This is a genomic window from Streptomyces sp. RLA131 (assembly GCF_056270125.1).
Genome location: NZ_JBWDOQ010000002.1, coordinates 7,653,858 through 7,673,368, shown reverse-complemented (window position 1 = coordinate 7,673,368; position 19,511 = coordinate 7,653,858). Strand labels below are relative to the sequence as shown.

1 protein-coding gene is annotated in these 19,511 nt (G+C 72.6%); it reads right to left on the bottom strand.

The window, feature by feature from the left end; translation table 11 throughout:
- Positions 1 to 88: 88 nt before the first annotated feature.
- Positions 89 to 19,510, bottom strand: coding sequence for a lonely Cys domain-containing protein (locus RWE79_RS35630; RefSeq protein ID WP_475944332.1), 19,422 nt, complete (start codon positions 19,508 to 19,510; stop codon positions 89 to 91).
- Between the last annotated feature and the right edge of the window lies 1 nt (position 19,511).

Sequence of the window (19,511 nt, the reverse complement as noted above, 5' to 3'; positions counted from 1 at the left end):
TCACCGGCACCCACACTCCAGACGCACAAGGCCCTCATCCATCCCACACGGTCGCTCGCCACACTTCACGGGTTCCTCGTGCACTGAATCAACCCTGGACTACTTCTGGTTGCCTCAGTACATACAGCTGGTGAACGTCGAGCGACACTGCCGGACCCCGACCGCCCGGGCCGATGACCAACCGGTGCCGGGCTGCGTCAACCAGCGTGAAAGTGACGCCCAGTTCGGCCGCCAGCACGGTTGCGAGCGCCTCGATCACCGGTGCGCTGCGGGCGCCCTCGGGACGGCCCAGCAGGATCCTCAGTTGCTGACGAGCCGTCAATTGTACGTCCCCGGCACGGACGCGGCCGCCCTGGAGCGTCGCCTGCGTCAGCTCGGTCCGCGTCGCACCGACACGGCCGAGTTCGCGGGTGGTGAGTATCTCGTCAGGGTCGATCACGGGTGCTGCTCCGAGGCCGCCGAGACCGGCGGCGGCCTCGGTGTCATCCGCCAACCGCCGCTCCAGCCAGCCGCGAAGCCCCTCCGCCCCGGCCGGGGCGGAGGCGGCCGGCGGCAGTGACGCCGGCGCGTCCCTGCGTAGCACGGCCGCCAGCGCCCCGAGGAAGTGGTCCCGGTCGACCGCCAGGGCCTGCCGGTCGAACTCGCCGTCCGTGGCGGGCTCGACCGGGGCGGGGGTTGCGACGGTCCGGCCGGGCGGTTGGGCCTGTTCCGGGACGGGGGTCAGCGTCCAGGCGTCCGGTCCGGCGGACGGAGTCACCACGATGACGTGTTCGCCGGATTCGGGATCCAGGCGCAGGTCGACCGCACCGGTGGGTGAGGCCACGGCCCTGGCGGTCGCCGCCCGGTCGGTGATGGCCGTGGCCAGGGGGCTGGCGGCACCGGTGTGCGGCACCACCGTGACGACCGGCAGGCCGGTCGGGCGACGGTTCAACGAGCGGTCGGCGGCCAGTAGTCGGGCGATCTCGTCCGCAGGAACCCGGCGGCTGGAGCCGTCCGGCCAGGGCATGTCGACGTGGCCGGCCGCGCCGCCGGCCACCACGAAGTAGGGCGACCACCGCACGCCCCCGTGGTCCGTGTCGGCGGGCCACGGCGGACGGTGGGAGGTGCCCCCCGCGAGGCTGCCGTCGGGCGACATGACATACCGGTCGACGGCCAGCGGAGCGGTGAGCGGCGTGCCGGACCAGTTGCGGCCCAGCACCCGGCCGTCGGCCGAGCGGATCTGCGTGCCCGGGGACAGCGCGCCGTTCTGTTCGAGGTGGAACGCGGCGAGGGCGGCCGGGGCGCGAACATCACGGCCCGCCGCCGCCGCTGCCGTGGCCAGCCAGAAGAGTTCCTCCCGCCTGGGCTGGTCGACCGGGCTCGTGGGGTCCGCCAAGTGCAGCGCCTTGACGGCCAGAGCATCCTGATCGGGAGCGGCCGCCAGGCTCGCGTACGCCTTGACCATCGCCCAGAACAGCCGCTGCCGGTCCGCCTCGGTCACCCCCGGGCCGGAGCCCGGGCCGAGGCCCAGGATCCGCGCTGCCAGCCGGTCGGGGGTGAGCGTGTCGCTCGCCAGCCACGAGATGGCGCCCTCGACGGCGGGCAGGCCGAGGACCTTGCGCAGCCGCGTCCCGGGCGGGGTGGCCGGGGCCGCGTGGAGGAGCGCCCGGACGCCGTCCGGGGTGGAGTCCGCGTAGGCCTCGGCGGCGTGGTTCAGCAGGTCCATGGTGAAGCGGCCGTGCTGCCGCAACTCCGGATCGGCCTGCCGCATCCTCTCCAGGGCACCGATGCCGCGCAGCAGCCGCTGGTACTGCCCGGCGGGGTTGTCCCGGTCGTCCTCGACGGAGACGCCGAACGTCAGGCGCAACGCCCGCACGAGCCGCAGCGCGTCGTCCCTGACCTCCTGCGAAGCGATGCCGGTCCCGTTGTGCAGACCGGCGGTCCGGGCCGCCGCGTCCAGCGCCGTGCCTCTCGGCTCGGGCCGCACCTCCCGCCAGCTGACGGGCCGGTTGAGGGCGTCGGTCACGATCGCGAAGACGGGCGTGCCGTCCGGCAGATACCTCAGTCCTCCGGGGCGTTCGGCGGCGAACACCGTGCGCCCGGTCCGGTTGGCGACCCGCTGCGCGTCGGAGATCGTCATCAGCGGATCGGCTGCGAAGGGTGCGGAGCCGACCCTGCTCGGCGTCGGGGAACCGTCCGCGGCCACGTCGATCCAGCAGCCCAGCAGCACGATCGGGGAGTCGGAGGCCAGCCGCCGCAAGCTCGGTCGCCGCCGGAGGAACCCCCCGCTCTGGTCACCGCCCACCTTGTGCGGCTTGGGGCCGCCGGCCTCGAAGTCCATGCGGTTGGGCAGCGCGTGCAGGTGCAGGAAGTACGGTTTCCGGCCGGCCCACGGCACCCGCTCGGGCTTGCCGATCAGCTTCCCGGTGACGGGATCGACGCGGACGGTCTGGTCCATCCGGGCGAAGTGCCGGTAGAACGGCTCCCGCGACCGCAGGTCCGCCTTGTTGAAGATCGCCCGTCCGATCGACCGCCCCGCGTCGGCGATGGTGACGCTCCGGATCTCACTGTCCGGCACCGGCTCCCCGGTGATCGTACGGATGCGGCCGTCCCGCGCCCCCTCCGGGCCCAGGTCGTCCGGCCCGCTGAGGAGCCAGTTGCCGAGCCGCCCGCTCTGCGCCCCCGGCGACCGCCCGTCGATCGCCGCGATCCGGTCCCGGCCCGTCTCCGGGTCGCGGAACAGCCCCGCGTCGCCGTCGTTCGCCCATACCTTCCGGCCGATCCGGGCGGCGGCCGTACGCGGCAGGTCCAGTCCGCGGGCACCGGCGTCAGGCACCGCGAGCACCACCTGGACGGCGGCGTCGAGCGCGGCCAGATCCGGGTCCATGGCCAGCAGTTCGGCGAACTCCGTCAGCGGCACCCGGTGCCGGGAGCCGTCCGGCAGCGGCACCATGACATGGTTGTGGCCCCCCTCGGCGGCCACGACGAACGGACGGGGTTCCCCGTCGCGGTTCCACCGCCCGATGATGTTTCCTCCGTCGACCATGCCGCCGCGCACTTCGACGTACCTCTCCGTGGGCACGATCCCGACGTCCCGGCCTGTCCAGTTGCGGCCCGTCGCCCGGCCGTTACGACCCGTCATCAGTGTGCTCGCGGTGAACGCGCCCTGCCGGGCGAGGTGGTATGCGCCCAGCGCCGCCAGGCTCGTCGCCCGGCCGGCCGCCATCGCCTCGTCGACCAGCGCGTACAGCTCCCGGAGCCGCTCGTCCGGCACCGGGTCCGACGGGTCCAGGTGCAGGACGCGGCGGGCCGTCCGGTCCGCGTCGAAGGTACCCCCGCTCAGCGCCGGGTCGGGGTCCGCCCGGCGCAGGATGTCCAGCCGGTCGACGGCGTCCGCCCGGGGCGACCGGACGACCGTGATCCGCGTTGGCCGCGCGTCGGCTCCGCCGGTCGACCGCCCGGCGCTGAGCGTCCTGACCGTGAAGACTCCGGGCCCGACCCGTAGGGCGGTGGGCGGATCGTTTCGCTGGAGCCGGTCAAGGGTGCGCTCGATCTCCGCCCGGAACGCGGCGGCGACGGCCTCCGCGCGCTGCCGCGCCAGGTTCTGCGCCGCCCGGGGGCTCCCCAACAGCGTCAGCCAGGAACCGCTGCTGTACCCCGTCACCGTGACGCGTGGCGCTGTGAGCCCGGCCCGTACGTCGCGCAGCCCCACCTCGGCCACCTCGCGGGCCAACAGCTGTACCTCACTATGCAGGCGCGGCAGAGCAGGGGCGGACTCGGTGACGGCGGGCGCCGGACCGGCCGGACCGATCGGGTCGTTCGAGTCATCCGGGCCGGAATCGAACAAGGTGGCCGGCTGGAGAGCGGGGTGAGTGGGTTGAACGGTCAGGGGCGCGGCGTCGCTGCCGTTGTAGTGGTCGGAACCGTTGTAGTGGACCTCGATGGCGCGGGTGGCGTCCTGCAGTCCCCAACTGGGGTTCTGTCCGCCGCCATGTGAGACGACGTCGGTCCGTACTCCGAAGGCGTGCGTGAGCAGCGGGAGGAAGATCTCCCCGGTGTCGGACTCCCATTCGAGCCGCCAGTTCGTGACGGCGTTCAGGACTGCGGCGAACTCCTCGCGGTCCAGCGAGGCAGTGCTCACCGGGTAGACCGCGCCCAGCAGGCTGCGCAGTTGGGTGTCCGTGAGCTCCCCGAGCCGGGGCAGCAGGTCACGGTCGGCCAGATAGGCGAACTGGTGGCGGAGCGCCGGGTCGCCGGCCGCCCGGGGCTCCGCCGTGCCCGCGCGGGCCACGGTGTAGCGGGCGTTGAGGTCCTCAGGTTCGAAGGCCTCCGCCAGTGTGACGCGGTCCACGCCGTGGTGGGCGAGGCGGTCCAGCAGATCGGCACGGTCCATGCCGGTCAGCCGGGCGGTGAAACCGGCGGCGGCGGTGTTCCGGAACTGGCCGAGGATTTGGGGGTGCAGCGTGTCGGCGTGGGTCTCCACGTACCGCCGTACGTAGGAGTACATCGCGGCCATGGCGGCCCCCGAGGGACTGTCCGGGAGCCGGCTGGTCGCGCTGAAGATCTGGGCGACCCTGCGCAGCTCGTCCCGGACCGCCGCCGGATCGCCGAGCCAGGCGTGGACCTCGGGGGAGCCGATGCCCGAGGCTGCGAGGACGTCGCGGACGAAGCGGGGGTCGCTCGCCATGAACGAGTACAGCAGGCAGTCGCCCGTGGCCGGAACCCTGAGCGGCTTGCCCCGGGCGGCAACGACCGTCTGCTCCACAACCTCCGGGGCGGGCACCGGGGTCTCACGCCAGGCCTTCGGCACCGGGAGGGATTCGAAGCTGGTCGGCGATTCGTGCAGCCGGCCCGACCGCAGATGGGACGCGATCACGTCCAGGTTGTCCGCGTCCCAGTCACTGGCCCACCGTTTTCCCTCGCTGTTCTTGCGCTCCACGTGCACCGAGCCCGCGCCGGGGTCGTGCCGGATCGTGAACGTGACATGGTGGTCCGCGATGTCGGGGCGGGTCACCGTGAACGTACGTGTCAGGCCGTCACCGGAGACGTCCTCGGCGACGCGGGCGCCCTTGAGGGAGAAGTCGAAGGCGCGCAGCAGCGAGTCGCCGCGGAAGTACGCCGAGAACAGCTCATACGCCCGGTCGGACCCCAGGTCCGAGCCGGTCTCCTTGATCGCCGTCAAGGCCTCGTCCAGGGTCAACGGGTGCGCGTCCACCGTGATGACGGTGGCGTCGCCCTCCGCACGCCGGCCCGTCACCGTGAAACGGCTCGGCCCCAGCAGGACTTCGCGCTGGTCCGCGTTGATCTCGGCCGGGTCACCCGGGCCGGGGACGTGCCCCGGCGGATACGAGAACACCATCATCCGGTGACCGGGCGGCACGTTGATCTCGAAGATCGCGTAGTTGGCCGCGCCACCCTGAACGGCAGTCCACTCCCGCCAATGGTCGGGGCTCAGCGACGTCGACGACGGTATCCGCTCCAGAAACCCCTCGGCGGAGCGGGCTTCGGGGTCCATCTGCACCGCGCGATACAGCCGCACCGGCCCATGCGGACCCACGTCCTTGGCCAGCGACTCCGAGTGACGGTAGAACGTCCGCACATCGGCGATCAGCTTGCGCTGCCGATCGCCGGTGGCCGTCACCCGGCCGCCCGCACCGCGCAAGCTGGTGAACATGCCGCCAACGGCCGCCTGCGCGTACAGCTTCAGCATGGGCCGCCGCCCGATCGTCCCCAGATGGCCCGTCGCCACCTGCACGGCGGCCGCCGCGAAAGGGTCCGGCTTCGGCGTCGGGGGTGGGGTGGGCTCCGGGACCGGCGGCGCCGGGGTGGCCCGGCGGGGACGGGCGGCAAGGTAGTCGTCGCCGCGCCGGTAGACGGTCACCTGCTCCAGCGGTCCGGTGGCGTCGGGACGGGCTCCGGAGTAGTGCCGGTACGAGCCGTCCTCGGCGACGACGGTCAGGTCCACGCCGAGCGTCCGCGCGGAGATGGAGGCGGCCAGGCCGGCCGTCGCGGCATCCCACTGACGGGCCTTCCGGACGTGCAGCCGGATCAGTCTCCGGCGGTGCTCCGGGGTGAGGCCGGCCCGGGCGGAGTCGGGCAGGACGCCTCCGTTCGCCTCGATCTCGTTCCGCAGCGCCACGTCGAGGCTGCCCAGTTCCGCCAGGTGGAACACCGCCTGCGGGTCCAGCGCCACGTCGTCGGGCATCAGGTTGCTGAAGGCGACCTGCCCGGCCAGCCACTCGGCGTCGCGGGTGCCGCGGCCCCTGGCCCCCTGGACGGCGGCGTAGAAGCCGTTGCCGCCGCCGCTCGGCGGATCCAGGTCGAAGACATAGCTGCTCCCGTCGGGATCCGTCGCGGACAGCGTGCGGTGGTCCGTCGCGGCGTCGAAACGGCGAACGCCCTGGTGGCCGGCCGACTGCCACGGCGGCTTGTCGTACGCGGGGCCCCCACCGGTGGCCGTCGGCGTCCGGCTCTCGGGCTTCGCCGGGTCCTTCTTGGCGGCGTCCTTCTCCGGGGCGGCAATCTTCGGTGGTGTGAAGGTCACCTCGTCCGGCTCGGGGGTGGCGCCGAGCCGCGTGCGGCCCTGTTCGGTGGCGTTCAGCTGGTGCCAGCGGGTGAGCCGGTCGGTGGCCTCGCGTACCCGGGCGTACTCGTCGGCCAATGCCTCCGCGGTGGTCCGCAGGCCCTTCAAGTCGTCGCCCAGGCCGTCCAGTTCGGCTTGGGCGGTATCCCGGGCCGTGCGGGCGTCGGTGACCTCGGCGGCCGCGGCGCGCAGCAGGCCCGCCAGCCGGTCCTGGGCCGCTTCGTGTTCCTGGCGCCGCAGGTCGGCCCAGCCCTCGTGGTCGGGTTCCGCGATGGCCGCCGCCTCGTCGAGCAGGCGGAGGGCGGTGCGGGCGGCGATCACGTCCGGCAGGGTCTCGGGAGCGCGGGCGGTGAGCACGGCCAGGTTCTGCTCGGCCGTAGCGAGGGCGGCCCGCCGCTTGGCCTCGCCGTCGCGGCGCAGGTCCCAGTACTCCTTGTCGGCGCCGGTCCACGCCTTGTCCGCCTTGGTGACCGCGTCCCACGCCTTGTCCACCTTCGGCGGGAAGCCGGTGCCGTCGATCAGCCCCAGCTCACGGGCGACGTCCTCGCGTACCCAGGCCAGGACGGTGGTGTCGGTCTCCATCGCCTGCGGCCCGCGGCCGGGGTTGCCGAACACGCTGCGGGCCGCCCTGCCCACCCCGCTGTCCTTCACATGGTGCTGGACTCCGGCGACGCTCAGGAAGGTGGTGGGGATGGCGAACAGGAACGACCGGGTCGGGTTCGGCTTGATGTTGACCGAGGCCAGCCGGTCGGCGGAGGAGGCCAGCGCGTCGGAGTCGGTGGAGGAGTCGCCGGAGCCGGCGCCCATCTGGTTGGTGCCGGTGGTCTGCGAGGACGTGGCGGGGCCGCCGCCGAGCGAGGACTCCGTCGATCCGACGCGGGAGGTCGACATGCCGCCGCCGTGCACGTCGCGTCTGGGGGACTCGTGCTTCAGACCGTCGGTGACGGCGAGCAGCTGGGCTCCCCCGAAGTCGGGCCTGGAGTACAGCCTCAGGTCGCCGTCCGCGCCGCCGAAGAAGCCGCGGTCGGTCAGGCCGGGCACCTCGTAACCGCCGGGGGCCAGGGTCCGGTCGTAGAACGCGGAGAGCGCGCCATTGCTCGTGCCGTCCTCCAGGTTCTGCGCGGGCCCGGTGCCGGGGCGGGTCAGCGACGTGTCCCTGGCCCGCGCGAGCAACTCCTCGTCGAGCAGGCCGCTCCGCGGAACGGTGAGGGAGGGGTCGTACGCGGCGGCGAGAGCCACGGTGTTGGCGGCGTGGAGGTTGCCCAGGCCGACGACCCGGCGGACCTTGAAGCCCTCTTCGGGCAGCTGGAACGGCTTCGTGGTGCCGTCGCCGGGGTGCCGCACGTCATGCCACCCGCCGGCTCCCATGGCGCGCGGCACGGCGACCGAACGGGGCTCGCCGGGCGGAGCGAGCTCCGGCGGGGCCAGCGGATCCGGCCCGGCCCCCGGCGAGGTGCCCCCGGCCGCCGGGACGACCGGGTCGGGGCGCATGAGACTGAGCGGATAGTGCTCGATCAGCTCGCCCACATCGCCCTCGGACTCGATCACCCGCTTCTGCCGCGTGGTCCACTGCTGCCACCAGCGCTTCAGGCCCTGCGTGCGCCTGCCGGGGGGCACCGGGGCAGCGGCGGACCCGTCCGGATCCCGGCCGTCCGTGATTTCCATGGTGAGGCGGAGCCGGTACCGGGTGACGTACTCGCCGTGTGCCTGCGTGGTCGTGGCGGTGGCGATCCGCACACTGCCGTCCTGACGGTTCTGGGCCGCCGTCTGGACGGTGGAGCCCATTTCCGAATACGTGGGACCGGCGGCCCTGATCGTGTTGTTGACGGTGTGCACGCCTTCCGTGACGACGGTTCCCACGGCGGCGCCGGACGCCCGGCCGCTGCCCTCCTGAACCGATTCCACGGCCTGCCGGTGCTCCTCCAGCTCCACGCTGTGCCCCAGGCCGCCGAACCCCGTCCCGGCCTCCGCGGCCGTACCGCGCGGCACCTTCACGGGTATCAGCTCGGCCCGCGCCCGGACCTGCCGCTTGCCGACCCACATCTGCACGCTCTGCGAGCCCCAGCGGCCGATCTCCGCCGGAACCGAGGAACCCGCCCCCACCATCTCCTTGCCGATGGCACGTACCAGCCGGTCCGAGACCAGCCGGTGGATCGTGTCCCGGTCGGCTTTGGACAGCCCGAGCGGGCGCACCTTCCGGTCGAAGTCGCCCAGCACCCCGGCGGTGTTCAGGGAGTTGACCGGGAAGCTGCCGAAGGGGTTGTCGAGCAGCCAGGGCTGCGGCGACCAGGACCGCCCGGTGTACCTCGGTACGTCGCCCCACCGGTCGGTCAGCAGGCCGAGTCGGTAGGCGCTCTTCTCGGGTATGTGCCCGACCCAGCCGCCGTCGACCAGGACGCGCCGCCCCGCCGCCCCGGCGAACAGGCGCGGGAACCGGCGCCAGCGCGTCGCCGTCCGGCCGACGGTGCTGGAGACGGCGGCGATCTCGTGCTCCACGTCGCCGCGCACCAGGACCTGGCGGCCCATGTCCTTGCGGTTGATCTCCGAGATGGCGGCCCGGGAAACGGCGAGCATCCCGGAGCGGTCCAGCCGGTACGGGCTGACGAAGAGACCGTAGTTGCCGGAGACCCCGGGCCCCGCCTCGTGGGAGTGCAGATACACCAACTGGCCGCCGAAGAACAGCGTGCTCGTCCTGTTGCTGCGGCCACTGGCCTGGGTGATGCCCCCGACCGTGGTCTCGGCGTCCACCGGGACAGCGCCGGTCAGGGCGACCATCGTCCTGGGCGGAATCCGGGTCCGGTGGGCCAGCACGGACGTGCGGTTGAGGTACGGCAGCTTGGCCCACAGCCCGGACGCCCGCCAGCCCGTCGGCGCGGAGCTCTGGTCGAAGTTCGCGGTCAGGTACTGGCTCTGGAAGACCCGCATCGCCGAGTCGTGGGCCGGCGCACCCTTCTGCGACATCGTCCAGGAGCCGCCGGAGGACTCCTTCAGCACCTCCTCCGCGGCGCTCGCCACCGCGGGATCGGCGACCACGGTGAGCGTCATATGGGGGTGATTCCGGTAGTCCGCGGGGGTCCGGCGTGCGGCCTCGTCGAACACCGAGCGCCTGGCCAGCGCCAGGGCCCGGGCCCGGCTCCGGGTCATGGGCAGCGCGATGCCGCTCAGCGTGTTCCGGGGGAGTTCGGGATCGCGGGTGGGCGCGTGCTCGACAGGAATGCTGAGAAGCACCCGCCCGACCACCGGCCCGCCGTTCGGCGTGGACGCGGTCGTGGATGCGGCGGTGGGCACGGGCTGCCCGCCCGAGGTGGTCCCGGTGGTCCCGGTGCCCGGGCCCAGCAGTTCGGTCTCCGTCTCCGAGAAGACGAACGGCTGCGTGCCCAGCGTGTTCAGGAAGAGTACGCCGCGCAGCAGGCTGCGGAACCGCCGGAAGCCGCCACGGTTCGCCGTCAGGGTGAGTTGGTAGCTGTAGAGGTGCGACCCCCTGGTACCGATCGACATCGCCTCATGCGTGGCGGACGGACCGTATCCGCTCTCGGTGTCCTTGCGCCGCCCGAACCTGCCGCCCACCGACGCCGTGCCCGCGTGCAAGGGCGCGCCGACGTTGTCGACACCCCCGTCGCGCAGCGCCAGCAGGCCCTCGACGCCGCCGTCCAGGCCCCGGCTGCCGCCCTGCGTTCCAGCCAGCGTCTCCGTGCCGGGCGCGCTGAACCGCAGCCGCTCGTCCTTCTGCGTGCCCTCGAAGCGCCGCTGGGTCAGCCGCGCCTCCACCCACACGTACCGCAGCGCCCGGGTGGCCCGGCGGGAGTCGACCAGGGCGATCGGCAGGCCTGTGGTCATCATCGTCTCAAGGGTCCCCGCCATGCTGTGGTGGGTGAGGGTGTTCCGTACCTCCAGGGTGTTGGACAGCACCACCTGGAAGTGGTCGGTGTCCCGCCAGCGGGGGTTGTCGGGGTTGAGCTCGTCGAGGGGTGCGACCAGGTCCGGATAGGCCTTGGCCACCGCCTCCAGCATCTGGTCGGCGAAGTGCTCCGGGAAGGTGCGTTCCCTGCCGTTGACGGTCCTGGTGGGGGCGCCGTCGTCGAAGGTGAACTCCTCGGCGCGGCTCATACCGAGGGTGCTCGGGTAGTACTTTGTCAGGTACGGCGGCGGGGTCGGCTCGGGGCCCCGGGGCGCGTTCGCGTCCAGCCCGGCGAGCCGCCGGGCCTCGGTGACGGTCAGCCTCTCCACGCTCCACGTCTGGAACGTCTCGGTGCGTGGTGGGGCGCTCCACTTCTGGGGAGGGTTCTTGCGGAGCTTCCCGGGCCTGCCGCGCCCGTCGCCCTTCTGGTCGGGCAGGGGGGCTTTTGTGTCGGGGGGCGCGGTGACGGTCACCAGCTTCTGGACGAGGTAGAGGCCGGTGGTGTCGCCCTTGGCCTGGGCGGCGGACTTGACGGCGCCGCTGCCGCCGGTGACGGACGCGCGGTTGCGGGAGGCGCCGTAACGGAAGTTCAACCCGGCCATCAGCCGCACGTCCACGTTGCCGTTCGCCAGCCCGAGGAACTGGAACGCGGGCCCGGCCGATCCCCCGACGTAGGTGCCCCGCGCCTTCCCGCTGACCCGCTCGTTCCGGACCGTCGACTGCATGATGTCCCGCAGCTCCGCCGCCTTCGTCCCGTCGATGAGCACCGCCTCGCCGGACTTCACCTCCACGGAGAAGACACCGAGCGGCTCACGTCCCGCCTTGTCCCGGAAGAGCGGCGGCGTCGTGACGGGGCCGGCGGCCAGCACGCGGCCCATCCGGTGGAAACCGTCGGTGGAGAAGAAGTCGCTCAGCTGGCTGCTGGCCATGCCGTCCAGCCCGACCCCCGCCTGCTTGACGGCCCAGTCGCGGATGTGCGCCACCGGACCGTAGTCCTCGGTGTTCATCATCCGGTAGTTCGACCGGGGTCCGAACCGAATCCGCTCGGGCAGGTCCTTCCGGGTCGCCTCCGGCTGCCTCCCGGTGATGCTGTCGGCGAGTCGTACGTACAGTCCGCGGCGTACGGCGAAGCCGAAGCCGACCGGCTGGTGCCAGGTGTCTCCCGGAGGGATGGCCTTGCCGGTCCGGCCGATACGGCGGCCTGCCGTGTCGGTGACCGTGAACTCGTACCAGACGTCGCTGAGATGCGGGTGGGACGTGTCCGTGGTGCGGGTCTCGTTCTGGCTCATCACCTGGTTCTGCAACGAGTACTGGACGCGCTTGGTCCAGTGGAACCGCGCGAAGACCCGTCCCCACCCGCTGATCAGATTCTTGGCCGGGCCCAACGGCGTGGTCGGGGCCAGCGCCGTCGCGGTGCTGTTGACAGCGGTACGGCCGGTGATGGCGCTGTACCGCTGCATGGTGTCGATCTTCACGGGGCTGGCGTAGCCGAAGGTGAATCTCTCCCACCGGCGGGTGTACGGCCGGGCGGTGACCGTGAGCACCCTGGTCTTTCCGTTCGCACTCTCGTAGACGAACCGCTGCCCGTCGCCGAAGAAGCTGCGCGGGGACTGTACGAGCGTGCGTCGCACGTCGCCCAGCAGGCCGGCCTCCGGGCTGCCGGCCGGGCCACGGCCCTTCGGCGCGGCCGGCCGGACGCCGGGCGGCTGGCTGAGCCGGGTGCCGAGCTCCTCGACGACCAGGTCGGCGCCGCGCAGCACGGGGTCGCCCTGTCCGAAGGTCCAGGAGCGCCGCCGGAGGTCCGGGGGGAGGTCGGGCAGCAGCGAGGCGACGTCCCCCATGTAGCCGGGCAGCCGGGTGCCGTCGCTGAACGTCGGCGGCCCCGCGTCCTCGGCCGGGGGCGGCAGGTCACGGTCGAGCCGGGGCGGCCGGCGCTCCGCCATCCACGCGGGGCGCGGTGCCGGCGCGAGGGCCGGGGCCGAGGGGTCCTCGGGGATGGTGCCCAGCGGGGTGGCGCCGGGGCGCTGTGGTGGCGGCGGTGGCGGGGACGTCGCGGACATGACGACGGCGGGATCGGCGGCGGGTTGCGCGGCGGGTTGCACGGCGGGCGCGGGGGACGGCGCGGGCTGCCGGGCGGGCAACGGGGGCGGGGCGACCGCCGTCCAGTCCTTCGCCCTGGTGTTCGCCGGCCCGGTCATGTCCAGCCGGGTCTGGTTCGTCGGCGCATCGTGGACGAAGCGGAGAGGGAATTTCGCCATCAGCACAGTCCGGCTGGTGGCAGTCCGGGCGGCGAGGATCCCGGCCGACCGGGTGTCCCCGCCCGGGAGCCCCACGGGGACGATGGTGGTCCCGTACGCCCCGAGGGTCCACAGATTGCGGTCGTGGACCAGCAGTTCGCCGATCTCGTCCATGGGCACCGCACGGGTGCTGCCGTCCGGCCAGGGCATATCGACCGTTCCGGACTGTCCCGAGGCCGGGTTCATGTTCAGGAAGTACGTGGTGGGGCTCGCGGCCGGGGCGGTGCCACGCTTGTGCCAGGGGCTCCGGTACGACGTGGTGCTGCTGCCGTTCACCAGGTAACTGTTCACCGTGACCTGGCCCTTGAGAGGTTTCCCCGTCCAGTTGCGCCCGATCGGGTTCGATCCGCCGCCCGCCGAGCCGATCTCGGTGGCGGTGTCCAGCGCCCCGTTGAGCTGGAGGTGGTAAGCGGCGAGCGCGGTCCGGTTGTCCGTGTCGCGGCCGGCCGCCGCCGCCCCGGCCGCCGTCCAGAGCAGTTCGGCCTGCCGGGCGGGCTCCCGCGGATCGTCGCCGCCGCGCAGGTGGAGGACCCGCGTCGTCAAAGCGTCGGCGTCGGGGTGGTTCTCCACACTCTCGACGGCCTTGACGGTGGCCCACAGCAGGTTCTGCCGTTGGGCCGCGGTGACCGGGGCCTTCGGGCTCAGGCCCAGCACCTCGCGGGCCCGCTGGTCCGGGTCGCCGTCCGACAGCAGTTTCCGGGCCCGGTTGACGGAGGGCAGGGAGACGAAGTCGCTCAGCTTGGAACCGGGGTGGGTGGTCAGCTGCTCCAATGCGCTTACCAGCGTCGTCGCCGTGTCGGGGCCCGGAGACGTCGAGGGCCGGGAGCCGGGGGCGGGCTGCCGCTTGAAGTTCGCGCGGTCGACCTGCTCAAGCAGGTCGAGGGTGAACTCCCCGGTGCCCCGCAGGCTTTCGTCGCGGCGGCGCATGGACTCCAGTGCGCCGATACCGCGAAGCAGCTGATGGTAGCCGCCGGCCGGGTCGTCCTTGTCGTCCTCGACGGAGACGCCGAACCTGTGCCGGAGGGCGCGGACCAGCAGCAGGGTCGTGTCGCGGGCCTCTCGCGGGGTGAGGCCCGACGTGGCCGTGCCGAGGCCGGCCACCTCGGCCAGCGCGTCGAGCTCGTCCGGCGTCGGTTCGGGCCTCACCTCTGCCCAGGTGGCCGAGGTGCCGTCAAGGGTGGTGGAGACCCCGTGCCGGTTGCCCTGCCGCCATGCGCCGTGGACCCGGCTGGGGGCGAACACGGTGCGACGGGTCTCGTTGGCGACCTCCTGGGCCAGCGAGAGCGTCCACAGGGGATTGGCGACGTACGGGTCGGGGCTCGCCTCGTTCGCGGGGTGGCGGGGGTCATCGCTCGCCGAGTTCGCCCAGCACGAGATGAGCACGATCGGTACATCCGGGCGGAGGCGCCGCAGGCTCGGGCTCCGCCTGAGGTAGCCGCCGGTCTGCGGACCGCGGACCAGCTTGGGGTCTCCGAGCTGCCGGGCAATCTGGCTGGCGCCCGGCTGCCCGTGCAAGAAGAAGAAGTAGACCTTCCGGCCATGCCACAGCACCGGTGTGGCATGGCCGTCGCCCGCGTTCGTGACCGGGTCGGACTCGAACCACTCCTTGACCGCGTCCAGCTTGGAGAAGAACTCCTCGCGGTCTCTCTGGTCGCGGAGGCCGAAGACGGCGCGGCCGTTGGGCCGCCAGCCGCTGGTGAGGGTGACGCTCATGACCTCGTCGTCGTCGATCTCCGTCCCGTCGACGGCCTCCATGTCGCCGGCGTCGAAAAGCTCCCGGCGGGGCTGCACGTCGTCGGGCGCCACGTCGTCCGGTCCGGTGGCGAACCACCGGCCCAGCGGCAATTCGTGGTCCCGGTCGTCGGGCACCTCGATGCGGTGCCCGCCGGTGTCCGGGTCCGGCCACAGCCCGACGCTGCCGGTGTGCGCCCACACGGTCCGCCCGGACCGGACCGCGACCCCGCGCGGCACGTCCGGCCGCATGTCACCGGCCTTCGCGGACGCGAGGACCACGGGGACGTCGCTGTCGCGGGCCGCAAGGCCGGCGTCCGCCGCCACCAGCTCGCCGAACACCTCCTGCGGCAACGTCCACCGCCTGCCGTCAGGCAGGGCCACCTCGACCGTCCGGTGAGTGCCGCCGGCCGTCCCTATGAGGTAAGGGCGGGGGGCACCCGGGGACAGGGCCCACGGCGAGTCGCGGGGGGTTGAAACGGACCACCCCTTCACCTCGTGGTACGAGGAGGTGTCGACGTCCCCCACCACCCGGCCGGTCCAGTTGCGTCCCAGCGGTGTGCCGTCCGGCGCGGTGACGAGCGTGGCCTCGGTCAGCAGGCCCTGCTTGCCGAGGTGGAACGCGGTCAGCGCCGGCAGGCTCGTCGCCCGCCCGGCCGCCATCGCCTCGGCCACCAGCTCGTACAGCTCTCGGCGCTTGTCGGTCAGGTCGTCGGTCGCGAAGGAGATGTGCTCGGATTCGTCGGAGGCGTCGGCATCGTCAGCTGCCGTGGCTGCGGTGTCCGAGGCGTCGCCCGGGTCGCTGTGGGCGTCCGAGCCGGCGTCCGTGAGCGAGGGCGCGATGCTCACGGCGCCGGAGGACACGACGCTCGGGGTTCCGGACCGGCTGCCGACAGCGTCCTGATCGGGCCGGCGCAGGATCTCGGTGATGAACCCGTGCGTTTCGAACGAACGGTCTCCCCATCCGGGGCCGTGCGAGCCCAGCCTCTCCAGCAGCGCGACAGCCGGCGACAGTGGCGACTGCTCGACCTTGATCACCGCCTGCCGCAGCGTCCCCCGGCCGTTCATGCCGCCGAACCGGCCGCCGGAGTCGATGTCCCGGCCGCCGCTCGCGCTGGTGACCGGGAAGTCCTCGACCCGAGGCACCCTGCCCCGCTCGTAGGCGACATTGATCGCCGCGTCATGGTTGAGCCCCAACTGGCGCGCGATCTCCTGGCGGAGGAGGTCGGCCACGTTGCCCGCCCGTTGCCCGCCCACCGACTCGGCATGCCGGGCGCCGCCTCCGCCGATCGAGAAGCGCGGACCGTTGCTGTAGCCCGTGACCGTGACACGGGGGGCCCGGAGTCCGGCCTGCAGGTTCCGCAGGCCTGCCACCACGATCTGCTCGGCCAGGTCGGCGATCTCTTCGCGCTGGACCTGATCGATGTCCCTGTGCCGGTGCTCGAAGGCGATCCGGGCCCGGGACGGTGGCAGCGGCGGGATCGGCCTGGCGGCGGCCAGGGGGGCGATGGCGAACGACCCGGCCGAGCCGGGGACGTCGAGCACGCTGTCGTTGTCGGAGGCCGGCCCCGGGACCGTGACGGCGGGCGAGGCGCTCGGCATGGTCGCCATGGCGGGAGTCATGTCGTCCGGGGCCGGTCCGGTCGTGACGGTCTCCGGCGCAGCCGTCCCGGTGGACGTACGGATCGCCTCCGGCGTACCGGCGGGGCCCGGGGCGCCGCCCCGGACGCGGAACGGCAGGCCGAGGCCGCGCCGGAGGCGGTCGGCGAGGGCGGTGGCCGTGTCCGGACTGCCGCCCGTGACGAGGTGGTCGGCGACCTGACGTACGGCGTCCCGGTACGGGTCGGTGGCGTGCCGGGAGTCGGCGAGCACTGGGTGCAGCTCCAGCGGCAGGACCAGGCCGGTGGCGGTGTCCCAGGCGCGGGGGGCGACGCCCTTGGCGGGGTCGGGGGCCGCGTCCGCGAAGTCCGCGTAGGACTGCTGCCAGGTCCGCCGGGTCGTGTTGGCCGCGGCGGTGTCGAGGGCCTTCGGCCACGGGCCGGGCCGGACCATCAGCACCCGGACCTGGTCGACCGGGGACAAGTCGCTGCCGCGCAGGCCGCCGAGCAGCGCCAGGGCCTGCTTCTCGGGGCTGAGCGAGATATCGGCGGCGGTCACGTCGGCGATGCTGACCGCGCCTTCGAGGTCGAGTCCGACGAGATCGCCCGGCAGGTCATCGGGCGACAACTGCCGAGCTACCCAATGCCGTTGGGACTCGTCGCGACGCACGACGGGGACGATGCCGACACCCGGGTCCGCAGCGGGCGCGTACGGGTCCACGCCGAGGCCCCGCAGTTGGCTCTCGGTGCTTGTCAGATGTCCCCGGGCCTGCTCGGCCTTGGCGACAGCCCCCTGGAGGGCGGAGTCGTCGCGGCTGCTCCCGTTGCCTGACTCCGTACGGTGCCGCAGCCCCTCGACAGACTTGACGGCGTCGGCGAAGGTACGCACCGCGTGCGCGTGGTCGTCCCGCGCGACGGCGATGTCGTCGACGCGCGGCACGGTGGGGGTGTCGTCGCTCAGGGGCCCCGCCCTGCCCTTGCCCTTGTGGGGGCTCGGGGAGGTACCGGAAGCGGTCCGTGGCCTGAACGGCTCGGTGTCGACGTCGGTATCGCTGTCGCTGTCCTCGGCGCTGCCGTAGCCGCTGTCGCTGTCGCTGTCGTAGGAGACGGTGTCGGCGTCGGCGTCGGCGTCCGGCAGCGCACTGGGATCGACGTCGAAGTCGCGGTCCAGGTCGCGCGTGGGGTCCGGCTCGGTATCGCTGCTCATACGCGGACGTACGGGGCCGTGGCTGCCGGTGTCGGTGCCGGTATCCAGGTGCGGCCGCTCCGGGGTCGGGCCGCTGTTGGTGCTCCGCGGCCGCGGCGACGGAACCGACTCGTCCTGCCCGTCGGCGGTGCTGGGCCCGGGTGCCGTGTCCGGCGTCGCCGTTCGGCCGGCCCGGGGTGTCGTGGTCGGCGTCGTGGAGCCCGAAGGCGTCGAACCCGGCGTCGAGTTGGTCGGGATCGGTGTCGGCGTCACGGGACCCGTCATTGCCGGATCGGGAGTCTCCGACCCGTCCGGCGTGCGGTTCGCCCGCGTAGGCGCGGCGCTGGACGAGCCCGACGACGTCGGGGCCGGGGCCGCCGGGGAAGCCGTCGGCCTTGCTGCTACAGGACCCGTCACCGCCGGATCGCTTGTCTCCGACGCGTCCGGTGACGGGGTGCTCCGGGGCGGCGTGGTGGCAGCCGGGGCACCGGACGGGTGCGAGGTCGTCGGCAGCGCCGCCGGAGGCGCGGAGGTGGTCGGCGTGGGCGCCGCCTCCTGGGGGGCCACCGGCGTGGCGGCGTCCGGCCGCGTCGGACCGGAAGTCGTCGAACGGCCGGGCGCCGGACTGGGGCTTGGAGTCGCCGCGGGCAGACCCGGGGCCGGGTCCGGGCTCACGGGGTCGGACGTCTCCGGCCCGTCCGGCAAGGGAACGGCCCGGATCGGGCTTCCCGTCGTGGAAACCGGCGTCGTGGAGACCGGCGTCGTGGAGACCGGCGTCGTGGAGACCGGCGTCGTGGAGACCGGCGTCGACGAGCTGGTAGGGAGCGGGGCGCCGGCGGGCGGGACGTACGACGGGATGGTGGAGGGTGTCGTGGTCGGGGTGAGCGGGGTCGCGGTGACCGTGGGCGGGGTGAAGGTACCGCCGATGAGCGGGGTGCCGGATGACGTGGTGATCGGCGAGGAGGGCGGGAGGACGGCTGAGGTCTCGGTGTTGGTCCGCTTCACGGGGTTCGCGGAACCGCCGCCGCCGACCGCATCGCCGCCGCCGGTGGACGTGGTGGTCTGCGGGCCGTCGGTGTTCAGGGGGGCCACGGTGCCGACACCCGCCAGGTTCTTGAACCAGTTGACGCTGTTCGTGACGCCGTGTTCCAGGCCGGCCTCGACCCGCTCGCTGATGGCGGCGCCGACGAAGGTCTGCCACGTCGGGACGAAGTTCCCGTAGAAGGCGCCCATGACCAGCGACTCGGCGAGCGTCTCCGAGGATCCGTCGGACAGTCCCTCGAAGAACTGGTGGGTCAGTTTTGCCCCGAGGCCGGGCTTGAGCGGCGTGGGCGTGGGTGTGGGCGTAGGAGTCGGCGTGGGTGTGGGGGTGTGATTCGAGTTCGGGTTCGGACTCGGCTTGGGGTTCGGATGGGGAGTGGGATTCGGAGTGGGATTCGGCGTGGGGGTCGGCGTGTGATTGACGTTGTTGTTGTTGTGATTGCCGACATTCTTGATGTTGATATTGTTCTTGAATTTATTGTCGATATTGGAAAGGTTCTTGAATGTGTTGACGATGGTGTTGGAAATATTCTTGGCGATATTTGAGAAGAGATGCGCGAATCCTCCCGCCGCGGCGCCGAAGACGCCACTGATGCCCACGTCGGTCCAGTCGATCCCGCCCGGCCGCTGGCCCACCGGGGCGACCGTCATCATGGCGAGCCGGACCGCGAGGGTCATGAAGGCCTCTTCGGCCGCCTCCGTGAGGCTCGGCATGAGGTGCGTACGGCGGGCCAGTTCGGCCAGGATCGTCAGGATGCGGATCTTGCTCAGCGCCCGGGCGAGCGGGGCCTCACTCGCGCTCGCACCGCCGGTGAAGATGGACATGATGGCGATGACGGCCAGTTCGGCGGCCAGCCGGATCAACTCGGCGATGATGTTCCACTTCGCCTCCCTGATCTGCATGGAGATGTTGACCTGGCCCTGAGCGGAGTCCTCCAGGTCGGTGCTGAACTGGTCGAGATAGGGCAGCACTTCGTTGATCGCGGTGATGAACTGCTGGGCGACCTCGGGGGGAAAGCCCCGCCCGACGGTCTCGATCGCGCCGTTGGACCGGGACTTCAGCTCGCCGATGCCCCGCTTCAACTGGCGGTACGCCATGCTCTTGTCGTACGCCTCATCCTCATTCGCCTCAAGGAACGTCTCGCCGATGAGGATGAAGAAGAGCCAGTTGAGCTTTGGCGAGATGATGATGGCCACG